The sequence below is a fragment of the Pseudomonas sp. SLFW genome, from assembly GCF_009905615.1.
GTDB classification, from domain to species: domain Bacteria; phylum Pseudomonadota; class Gammaproteobacteria; order Pseudomonadales; family Pseudomonadaceae; genus Aquipseudomonas; species Aquipseudomonas bambusae.
Window position 1 is genome coordinate 1 of record NZ_JAAAKW010000044.1, and the last position, 10,977, is coordinate 10,977.

Sequence of the window (10,977 nt, forward strand, 5' to 3'; positions counted from 1 at the left end):
GAGCTTGACGATATTGACGTACTCGTTCGCCAGCGCAGGCAGCGTCACCCGAATGGTCTGGGGAATGATGATCCGGCTTTGCAGCGCCAGTCGTCCCAGCCCCAGCGACCTGCCCGCTTCGCCCTGCCCCTTGGGAATCGCCACCAGCCCGCTGCGATGGATTTCAGCGATGTACGCCGATTCGTTCAACACCATCCCGATCAAGCCCGCCAGAAACGGGTTGGACAGCACGGCCCCCGTTTCAGGAAACACTTGCGGCAGGTTATAGATCAGAATCAACAACACCAGCAGCGGCAAACTGCGGAAGAACCAGATATAACCGCTGCACAGTTGTTTCACCCAGACGATTTTTGACGACTTGCCCAACGCCAGAAAGAAGCCAAAGACAATGCCGGATAACCAGGCCAGCATACTGAGTTCAACGACCAGCAGTGTGGCGCTCCAAAACTCGCGATTCCACAGAAGACTGATCGCATAGCGCACGTCAAATTCCACTTGAGCCACCTTTTTATTGTAATAACAGTAGGTCTTAGTTGGCGGTGCCCATGGCAGCCGCTATCTCTTCCTTAGAGGGCTCACCCAAGTTGTATTCCTTTAACAGCGCCGCGTATTCGCCCGAATCCTTGATGGCTTGAAGGGCTTTGGTCATCGCGGCCAACAACACTTGGTTGTCGTTGCGAAGGCCGTAACCGCCCACGACCGGGTAGAGGATTTCCTTCGAACTGATTTCGATGCGTCCGGACGTGTTCTTGACGGCCACCGCTGCGACAGCCGCGTCTTCGGTCTGAACGTCTGCGGTCTTGGCGAAGAGCGTCTGCACCGCTTCCGCCGAGGACGGGAACTCGGACAACTTGATCGGCGCCTTGCCCTGATCCACGCAGCCGGTTTTCGAAAACTCGGTGAGCTTGGGAATCCACGCCGCGCCCTGGATACTGCTCACTCGCAAGCCGCACAGATCGGCCGGTGTCATGGGTTGATTCGCGCTACCTTTCAGCACCACGAACGACACACCGGTTTTCATGTACGGCAGAAAGTTGATCTGTTGTGCCCGCTCAGGCGTGACGTACATACCTGCCGATGCCAGGTCGAAGCGATTGGATTTAAGGCCCAACAATAAACTGGCGAAACGCGTGTCCGAGAACGTGAGTTCAACATTCATCTTCTTGGCCAACAGCGCCAATAACGATGGATCAAACCCCGCCGGTTTGCCATCCACGAAATAATCGTAAGGCGGGTAGTTCAAATCCGCGCCCACCGACAATGTGTTCTTTTGAAGCGACGTTTCAGCCGCCGCATTAACGTTAGTTGCGGTCATACCCAAAACGCAGGCGAACGCACACACCATGCTTGAGATTGTTTTCATGGCACTCTCCACACTTTTATTATTAGAGTGCGGCCCCTATGCAGGGCCGCCATCGACAACTTAAGGTATTAACGCTTGATGTTGACGCTGCGCGGGAACTGGGTCAGGCACTCATAACCCTGTGGCTGCACAACAATGGTTTCCGACGTTTCCATGCCCCAGCCCTTCATCCACATGCCGAGGATGATGTGCAGCGTGGTGTTCGTCTCGATCGGCTCGTGCTCGCCCGGACGCAGGCTGATGACGTGCTCGCCCCAATCCGGTGGCAGGCCGATCCCGATCGAGTAACCGATGCGGCTGTCCTTGCGCAGCCCGTAGCGGTTCAGCACCTGCTGCCAACTGGCGTGAATGTCCGCGCCACTGACCCCGGTCTTGACCATCGCCAGCACTTCGCTCATGCCTTCCTCGACCGCCGCAGCGGTGTGGGTCAGTTCGTCAGGCGGGTTCGACCCCAAGTGCAGTGTGCGCGCAAGGCCGGTGGTGTAGTGGCGGCGAGCGCCGGCCAGTTCTATGGCCACGGTCTGGTTGTCGATGAACTTCTCATCGGTCCATGCCGGGTGCGCGGCAGAGGCTTTCTCGCCCGCCAGAATGATCGGGCACAGGGCGGTGATGTCGCCGCCAAACGGCGCGTCCGGCGCGATCTGGGCTTTGTAGATTTCCGCGATGACGTCGGACTGACGAACGCCCGGCTGGATCATGTCCTGAGCGACGTGCATGGCGCCTTGAACGATGATGGCGGCTTCGCGGTGGTACTGAATCTCGGTCTCGCTCTTCACCACCCGTGCGCGGTTGACGAGCAGATCGCAGTCCACGAACACGCCGTTCGGCAGTTTGGCGATCAGGCTGTTCAGCGAGCGTGGCGAGAAGAAATAGCTGTCGGACTCGTAACCGATGCGTCGCGCACTCGGCCAGCGTTTGGCGACAAATTCACCGATGTAATCGCTGGGGTGAATGTCCCGGCGCATTACGTAATCTTCGGGGTAACCGATGACGTGGTCGTTGCCCATCCAGGTGGTCAACGTGGCACCGGGGGCGTCCATGGCACGGCCAATCCACACCGGCTTGCTGTCCTGCAAACTGACGATCACGAACTGCGGCGTGTAGAACGACCAGTCCGCCGCGCCGGTCAGCCAGAAGATGTTGTTGGCATCCGCCACCAACAGCAGGTCGACGGACGCCTCCGCCATTCGATGCTTTACCTTTTGCAGACGGCTCGCGTATTCGGCGTCTGTGAAAAACGGGTCACTCATGATCCACCTCGTCTTATTGAAATTTTTGGGTGCAGGGCGTCGCGTGACAGGCTTCGGGGCTGGCGAACATCGCCAGGAAATCTCCCTTGGCGATGTACCCACCGAAATGACGGCCCAGCAGCGTGCCGGTAACGGGTGCGGTCACGGCCAGCGGCTCCTTGTCCAGCTGTTCGAAGTCATGAATGCGGGCAATCACCTGACCGGCTTCCACTGCTTCGCCCAACTCGCGGGTGAATTCGATGAAGCCGCTGTTCTGTGCGCTCACGTAGCCGTCGGCCTCGTTTTGCATGATGACCACCGGCGAGGCAGCGGGCTTTGGCGCCGTGTCATAAACCCCAGTGTGCACAAGGAAGTTATGGGCACCGTCCTGCGCGAGTTTGACCGTCGCAGCAGTGGTCGAACCGCCGCCGCCCAACTCGGTGGAGATGAACAGCTTGCCCTTTTCTTCCACGGCGGTGTCGAGCATGCCTTCGTTGTCCAGCTCTTCCAGAATCAGGCCGATGGGTGCGCCGAAGGCGATGAGCGCCTCCCGGGCACGCAAGGTCTGCGCTTTATCGGGCAACTGATGAGAGACCGCGAAAGGCTGGAAGAACATGGTCCGGCCGCCTGCGTGAATATCCAGCACGGCGTCGGCGCGGCTGATCAATTCGGCCTCGACGAAATGGGCGATCTGTTCGGTGATCGTCCCTTCCGCCCTGCCGCGAAACGCGCGGTTCATGTTCAAACCGTCGATGGGTGACAGGCGAGTGCCGGCTTTCAGCGCGGGGTAATTGAGGGCGGGAACGATGCAGATCGTGCCGGTGACCCGCTGCACGTCGATGGCTCGCGCCAGGTTGGATAACGCCAGAGGCCCTTCGTATTCATCGCCATGATTGCCCCCGGTCAACAACACGAACGGTCCCTCGCCGTTCTGGATGACGATCACCGGAATCTGCAGGCTGCCCCATGCGGATTCGTTTCGGGACCAGGGGAAATTCAGACTTCCGAACTGACGCCCTGTCAGTTCCCAATCGATGGTCAGCCGACCTTTGCTCTTCTTGTTCATGCGTCCCACCCCACTTGCCGTCGTCTCTTTGAACCCTTACGTGAGACAAATCATAGCGATTCCCCCAAACCATATCCGACGATAAACAATCGTCCAGAGATGAAATCCGTACAAAATCGGATAGAAACGAGGAAAAACTGCGTTATCTGCGGTTCAGATCAGCGGCAAAAAGGGACATCAGAAAACCTTCCGACGTCGCAATTCGTTGTGGGGGGTCAAGAAGGGATCAATCCAGATCAATCGGCAATTCGAACCCGGCTTTCACCCGGTCCATGACCACCAGCGTCTTGAAGCTCTTGATGTCCGAGTTCTCGTAGAAGAACCGGCGGGTGAACTGTTCGTAGTCTTCCATGTTCTTGGCGGTGATCACCAGGACGAAATCCGAATCGCCCGTGACGTAATACCCTGTCATCACTTCCGGCGTATTACGGATGGATTTTTTGAAGCGGTCGATGATGTCGGAACGTTCCCTTTCCAGGGTCACCAGCACCAGCATGAACACGTTCCGCCCCACGGCTTTGGGCGACACGATGGACACGTCACCTTCGATCACCCCTTCCTTGCGCAGCGTCTTCAAACGTCGCTGGCACGCGGTGGCGGACAACCCGACCAAGTTGCCCAATTCCTCGGACGTGATCCGGTTGTTCTTCTGCATTGCACCCAGAATGTTGACGTCTATCCGGTCGAGAACAAACATTGGCTTTCTCCTAAGGGCAACACGATGACGTTGAAGAGTGAATGGCAGCGGGGTCGGATGCTCTCACACGGATCGACCGCCAGCAACGCACGACCCTGTCTGGCAGCCCCCAATAAGCGACCACAAAAAAAGGCCGGTACGAAACCGGCCTTCTTCATGAGCGATGCGCGATGATCAGCGCAATGCGCCTTCCTTCGCCAGCTCGTCCATCACTTTGTTAACCGCTTGGCGCGCGATGTCCACGATCTGATCCACTTCCTTCTCGGTGGTGGTCAGCGGCGGTGCGAAGCCCAGGATTTCGCCGTGGGGCATCGCTCGCGCGATCAGGTTCAGGTCGCGGGCAGCCTTGGAGATCCGCGCGCCGACTTTCAGGGCCGGGTCGAAACGTTTTTTGGTGGCCGGATCGGCGACGAATTCAATCGCAGCCATCAGGCCCACACCGCGCACTTCACCCACGATCGGCAGGTTGTCGAAGACTTCGTGCAGGCTGCTTTGCAGGTACGCACCTACACGGTTCGCATTGCCCGGAATGTCTTCACGCTCGACGATGTCCAGCACTGCGTTCGCCGCTGCCACTGCAATCGGGTGGCCGGAATAGGTGTAGCCGTGGGAGAACGCGCCGACACGGTCCGCGCCCTCTTCCATGACCTTGTAGACCTTCTCGCCGACAATGGCCGCGGACAGCGGCATGTAAGCCGAGGTCAGGCCTTTGGCGACGGTGATCAGGTCAGGCGTGATGCCGTATTTTTCGCAGCCGAACATGGCGCCGGTGCGGCCGAACGCGGTGATCACCTCGTCAGCGATCAGCAGAATGTCGTACTTCTGCAGGATCGGCTGAATCGCTTCCCAATAACCGGCCGGTGGCGGCGTGATACCGCCAGTGCCGAGCACGGGTTCGGCGATGAAACCGCCGATGGTGTCCGGGTCTTCGCGCAGGATCAGCTCTTCGAGTTCACGGGCACGACGGGCTGAGAATTGCAGCTCGGTTTCACCCGGCTGAGCGTCCCAATACTGATGAGGGACGCCCGTGCGCAAGATGCCGGAGATCGGCAGGTCCATGTGATCGTGGTAGAAGTTCATGCCGGTCAGGGAGCCGGACATCACCGAGCAGCCGTGGTAACCGCGATCACGGGTGATGATTTTTTTCTTCTTCGGCAGACCGCGCAGGTTGTTGTAATACCAGACCAGCTTGGCGTTGGTTTCGTTGGCGTCGGACCCCGATGTGCCATAGAACACCTTGCTCATCTTGCCCGGCGCCATCTTCACCAAACGATCAGACAGGCTCGCCAGTTCGTCCGTCGTGTGCGCGGCGTAGCTGTGGTAATAAGCCAGCTTGTGCGCCTGACGGGAAATGGCCTCGGCCACTTCGTCACGGCCATAGCCGATGTTCATGCAGTACAGGCCGGCAAACCCGTCGATGTACTCGCGCCCGGTCGAATCGGTGATGCGAATGCCTTTACCGGTTTCGATAATGGTCGGGTCACCCAGCTTGCCGCTGGCAAAATCCTTCAGGTTGGTGAAGGGGTGCAGCACGGAATTGCGGTCCTGGGCAGCGACGGTATCGTGCTCTGTCTTATTCATGTCGTTCTCCTTCTCTCTCACAGGTTGCCAAAACAGACGTATTTGATTTCCATGTATTCTTCCAGGCCGTGCTTCGACCCTTCCCTGCCCAACCCCGACTGTTTCCAGCCTCCGAACGGAATGGGCGCACCGGTAAACTTCGGCGTATTGATCGCCACCATGCCGTATTGCAAGCGGTCGGACAGGCGCAGCGCACGGCGCAAATCGTTGGTGTAAACATAGGCGGCCAGCGCGAATTCGGAATCGTTGGCGCGTTGCAGCACTTCTTCTTCGGTGTCAAACACGAACACCGCAGCGACCGGCCCGAAGGTCTCATCGCGGGCAATGTCCATGTCATCCGTGGCGTCGGCCAGCAGCGTCGGCTGCACAAAATTGCCGTTGATGTCAGCCCCGCCCACCAATAGCTTCGCGCCCAGCGAGACAGCGTTGAGGATCTGTGCCTGGCACTTCACCGCGACGGATCTGCGGGTCATCGGGCCAATGTCCACACCCGGCTCCAGACCATGACCCACCTTCAGTTTTTTCACCCCCGCCGCCAGCGTGCTCACGAATGACGCGTAAAGGCTGCGATGAACGTAGACGCGGTTGGCCGCCAGGCAATCCTGACCCGAGGTGGCAAATTTCGCGTTGAGGCAAGCGGCGACCGCGTCCTCGACCGACGCGTCTTCGAACACGATGAACGGCGCATGACCACCCAGTTCGAGGGACACGCGTTTCACGGTGTCGCTGGAAGTCTTGAGCAGGATTTTTCCGACCTCGGTCGAGCCGGTGAAACTGAACGCGCGCACCTCGGGGAACTGAAGCAGGCGCGCGGATTGAGCGACGGCATCGCCGGTCAGCACCTGGAACACCCCTGCTGGCATCCCCGCCTCTTCCGCCAGTTTCGCAAGGGCCAACGCCGACAGCGGCGTTTCAGGCGCGGGCTTGACGATCATCGTGCAGCCTGCCGCGAGTGCGGCCCCGGCCTTGCGGGTGATCATCGCGCTCGGAAAGTTCCAGGGGGTAATCGCGACCGTCACGCCGATGGGCTGCAACTTGGTCAGCAACTGGCTGCCCGGCAAATGGCTCGGGATGGTTTCGCCGTAGCAACGCTCGCCTTCTGCCGCGAACCAGTCGAGAAACGCCGCGCCGTACGAGATTTCACCCACGGACTCCGCCAGCGGCTTGCCCTGCTCGGCTGTCATAATGACTGCCAGGTCCTGAGCGTGTTCGCGCATCAGCGTCGCCCACTTGCGCAAGATCAGCCCACGCTGCACCGGCAGCAATCCGCTCCAGGCAGGAAGCGCCGCACTGGCGGCTTCGACAGCGCGGTCGGCCCAAATCGGCGCGCAATGGGCAACCTGTGTGATGGTCGCCCCCGTAGCGGGGTCGGTTACGGCAAGTTTGGCGTCGGCATCGACCCACTCTCCGTTTATATAGGCTCGAAGCTCCAGCAAATCCTTTCGAGCGAGGCGGTTCAGTGCGTCTTTAACGATATCGGTCATGGCAGTCGTCTAACGTTGTGTCTGTGTGCGAAAGCTTAGGGCCGCCAACTGACGCAAAAACGTCGAAACCCTTCACGCCGACGCAGTGTTACTGCGTTATCCCGCTGACCACGCCGTTTTTCTGCATCCTCCGTTTTAGCCCTGAGGAGGACGCGTTTTGACGCAGGTTTGCGGCCGTATCGCTACGCGCTGCACCGGCGAAGGGCTTCACGAAAAAGACGCTCTCGCACTTAAATCGCTTCGGTCAGACGCCGTTTTCCCGTAGCCTTGAGGCCATTCACCCACGCGGCAATTGCTTCCTGAGGCCCTCACGTCCCCCTCCATGCGCAAAGTTCTTGGCACCCTCGCCGCCATCGTGCTGGCGATTCTTCTCACCAGCTATGGCCTTTGGACACATAAGCGCCATGTCGGCCATTACCTCACCGATTTGCGCATTCAGCTGGTGATCAACGACGGTGAACCCGGTGATCGCGGCAATCTACTTGGCATTCAGCCCGAGCTGTTTCCTTCGGACTATTCCAGCGTCAAGCGGCTGCATCGCAAACTGGCGGCGTACCTGCAACAGGCGCGGGAGCACGGCCTGATCAACGACAAGACCATCGTTGTCCTGCCGGAGCACATCGGCACGTGGCTGTTCGCGGTCGATGAGAAATCGCAGTTCTACCAGGCCATGACCATCGAAGAAGCCATGAACTGGCTGGCGTTCAGCAACCCGCTGCTGTTCCTCGACGCGCTGTTGCACGCCCGTGGGGAAAGCCGGGTGGACGACGCGCACCTGCGCATGAAATCGCGCAGCATGGCGCAGGATTACCAGACCGTGTTCGGCGGGCTGGCCAAGGAGTTCGGTGTGACGCTGGTGGCGGGTTCTATCGTGCTGCCGGGTCCAGAAGTGCGCGACGGCCAATTGCGGGCGGGCAAAGGTGCGCTCTACAACAGCAGCGTGGTGTTCGGCCGTGACGGCCTGCCCATCGGCCAGCCTCAGCGCCAACTGTTCCCGTCCTGGTATCAGCGCGGCTACATCCGCTCGGGCAAGGACGCGCCGCTGAACATCATCGACACCTCGGCCGGTCGGCTCGCCACGCTGATCGGCAGCGACAGCTGGTACCCGGACAACTATGCACGATTGAACGCAAGCGGGGCCGAGCTGATCGCCGTGCCTGCGTTCGTCGCGGGCAATGGCAGTTGGTCCCAGCCATGGCGCAGCGATAAACATCCCACGCTGATGAGCCGCCTGGACCTGGGCCCTAAAGCATTGACCGAAGGCGAAGCGTGGCAACGCTTGTCCCTGACGCCGATCAGCACCGCCAAAGCGGGCATCAGCGTGTTCATGCGCGGGCAGTTCTGGGATCAGGGCAGCGCCGGTCACAGCTTCGCGACACGCGGCGGACAAAGCGTTGCCGAACGCTCCATCAGCGCCGCGCCCAAGGGGGCCAAGCCCGGCCACGGGGCGCGCCTGATCAACCTCTGGTTGTGATTGATGAACGCGCCGCGAGTACGTCTGGGGGATCTGTCGGTCGGCTTCGTCCATAACCTGGGCGATGCCGTGCGCAGCACCGGTCATGACCCGCAACCCTTGCTCGACCAATACGGTCTGGACGCGGCGCGGCTGGGCGAAGCCGATGCGCGCCTGTCGATTCCGCGCTACATGCGTCTGGGTCACGCGGCCATTCAATTGAGCGGGATGCCGGGGCTGGGCCTGAGGATGGGGCAGTTGAGCCGTTTGAGTCTGGCGGGGCTGGCCGGGGTCACGGCCGCTCAGGCGCCAACGGTGCGGGAAGCGGCGCGCACCCTCATTCGTTTCGAAGCGCTGTACGCCTCCAATTACCGGGGGCAGTCGAGTTTCCACGAAGACAGCGAAGGCGCGTGGCTGCGGTTTTACTCCATCAGCCCGTACAACGATTACAACCGCTTCGTGGTCGATTCGATCCTCAGCGGGTGGCTGCACCAGCTGTCGACGCTGGCCGGTACGCCGATTCTCGCCGAGCGCGCCGAGATCGAATTCGATGCACCAGGCTATGCCCCGGACTATGCCGTGTTGAGCGAGCAACCCGTGGCGTTCGGCGCGGGCCTCAATCAGCTGCGCCTGAACCAGCGGACCCTGGGGCTGCGCAATCCCGACCATGTGCCGAGCACCTGGCGGCACCTGCTGCATTTGTGTGAACGCGAGCTGGAACAACGCACGCGCACCCGCACCCTGCGTGAACGGATCACTCAGTTGCTGGGACCTTTGCTCAATGGTGGGAGGGAACCGGACCTGGAAGAAGTGGCTGCCCGGTTGAAACTGCCGACCTGGACCCTGCGTCGCCGGCTGGCAGACGAAGGAACGCGCTTTCGCGCCGTGCTCAATGACACACGTCGGGATCTGGCGATGACCTACATCCGCGACACGGAGCTGGCCTTTGGTGAAATCGCCTATTTACTGGGGTTTGCATCGGCCGAAGCCTTTCAACGCGCCTTCAAACGGTGGAACGGACAGACTCCCGGGGAGTTCCGCCGTAGCCAGCGTCATTCGGCCTGACAGACTCGCTTACAGCTCAGTCGCGTCGTCTGCGGGTTCCAGCGGGTCAAGCTCGTAAGCCTGATATTCCAACAACTCTTCCTGATAATCGTCCATCACTCATGCCCTCATGGCTGGTCTTTGCGTTTCGGCGTTTTGTCGTCGTTTCAGCGACTGATTCCACTGACCACGTCCTTCACCCTAAAGTGCCCTCATGAACGAACCATGAAGGCTTTTTGAACAATCGACGAAGGGGATGCAGTGCAATTGACCGACGCATCCTTGTCAGCGCTCTGGGGCGGGGTCCGTAGCCAGCTAACGGAATTTGTAGCTCAGCGGAAAAAACCGCGCAAGTGGTCAGGAAACATTCTCTGCCGCTGGCCTCTGATCAACCGTGCGGCGACAGGGCACCCGATTGCGCTTGACGACGAGAACCGGCTCGCCATAGTCTTCGGGCCATGAACCTCACTCAGCAACGCCTCGGCCAACGAATTATTACCGCCATTACAGTCATGGCGGGTTAGCCGACGTTTGCACCGAACCCGCCCTTGGAGGCGGGTTTTTTCTTTCTGTCTCCCTGGGCCCCGAACCTCGAACCAGGAGTCAGACATGCTCATCATCCGCCCTTCCCTCGCCGCTCATTCCGCACGCCTGATCATCGCCGTTCCCACGACGAGGACGACACGATGACCTCGACGCTTGCCCACAGCTCAGTCAGCGGCGACCTGCTGAACCACTACGCCCGCAAAATCCTCACCTCCCGCGTCTACGACGTCGCCATCGAAACCCCGCTACACGGCGCTCGACAGCTGTCCGAACGGCTCGGCAACACGGTCTTGCTCAAGCGGGAAGATTTGCAACCGGTGTTCTCCTTCAAGATTCGCGGCGCCTACAACAAGCTGGCGCAGCTGAGCGCGGAAGAACTGGCGCGGGGCGTGGTCACGGCGTCGGCGGGCAACCATGCACAAGGCCTGGCGCTGGCTGCGAAAACACTGGGTGTGTCGGCCACGATCGTGATGCCGAAAACCACCCCGGAAATCAAAGTCGAGGGCGTGCGTTC

The 10,977-nt window shown here is 60.1% G+C and carries 10 protein-coding genes; 3 read left to right on the forward strand and 7 right to left on the reverse strand.

The genetic code is table 11. The annotated features are described in order from the left end of the window. From GVN17_RS29315 to GVN17_RS29345, 7 genes are all read right to left on the reverse strand, one after another. The coding region (locus tag GVN17_RS29315; RefSeq protein WP_166598763.1) for an ABC transporter permease subunit at positions 1-495 on the reverse strand (495 nt) is incomplete at its 3' end. 34 nt (positions 496-529) lie between these two features. Further along, complete coding sequence (locus GVN17_RS29320) at positions 530-1,363, reverse strand: transporter substrate-binding domain-containing protein (protein WP_166598764.1); 834 nt, start codon at positions 1,361-1,363, stop codon at positions 530-532. A 68-nt stretch (positions 1,364-1,431) separates the two neighbouring features. Then, a complete protein-coding gene (locus GVN17_RS29325; protein ID WP_178115771.1) occupies positions 1,432-2,613 on the reverse strand; it encodes a Xaa-Pro peptidase family protein in 1,182 nt (393 codons plus the stop codon). 13 nt (positions 2,614-2,626) lie between these two features. After that, a complete protein-coding gene (locus GVN17_RS29330; RefSeq protein ID WP_166598765.1) occupies positions 2,627-3,658 on the reverse strand; it encodes a succinylglutamate desuccinylase/aspartoacylase family protein in 1,032 nt (343 codons plus the stop codon). Between the two features lie 226 nt (positions 3,659-3,884). Next, positions 3,885-4,355 carry an Lrp/AsnC family transcriptional regulator gene (locus GVN17_RS29335; RefSeq protein ID WP_166598766.1) on the reverse strand — a complete coding sequence of 157 codons (471 nt, stop codon included), beginning with the start codon at positions 4,353-4,355 and terminating at the stop codon, positions 3,885-3,887. Positions 4,356-4,529: 174 nt separating this feature from the next. Then, positions 4,530-5,936 (reverse strand): aminotransferase, encoded by a 1,407-nt coding sequence (locus tag GVN17_RS29340; RefSeq protein WP_166598767.1) that lies wholly within the window; start codon positions 5,934-5,936, stop codon positions 4,530-4,532. A 17-nt stretch (positions 5,937-5,953) separates the two neighbouring features. Further along, the gene (locus tag GVN17_RS29345; protein ID WP_166598768.1) at positions 5,954-7,420 is read right to left on the reverse strand and encodes an NAD-dependent succinate-semialdehyde dehydrogenase; all 1,467 of its coding nucleotides are present in this window, start codon (positions 7,418-7,420) and stop codon (positions 5,954-5,956) included. Positions 7,421-7,742: 322 nt separating this feature from the next. Between GVN17_RS29345 and GVN17_RS29350 the strand changes: the two genes are divergently transcribed. The 3 genes from GVN17_RS29350 to GVN17_RS29360 all read left to right on the forward strand — a co-directional run. Further along, the gene (locus tag GVN17_RS29350) at positions 7,743-8,894 is read left to right on the forward strand and encodes a carbon-nitrogen hydrolase family protein (RefSeq protein ID WP_166598769.1); all 1,152 of its coding nucleotides are present in this window, start codon (positions 7,743-7,745) and stop codon (positions 8,892-8,894) included. A gap of 3 nt (positions 8,895-8,897) precedes the next feature. Continuing rightward, on the forward strand, positions 8,898-9,938 hold the full coding sequence (locus GVN17_RS29355; RefSeq protein WP_166598770.1) for an AraC family transcriptional regulator: 1,041 nt from the start codon (positions 8,898-8,900) through the stop codon (positions 9,936-9,938). A 665-nt stretch (positions 9,939-10,603) separates the two neighbouring features. Beyond that, a partial coding sequence (locus GVN17_RS29360; protein WP_371928646.1) for a pyridoxal-phosphate dependent enzyme occupies positions 10,604-10,977 on the forward strand: 374 nt, incomplete at its 3' end.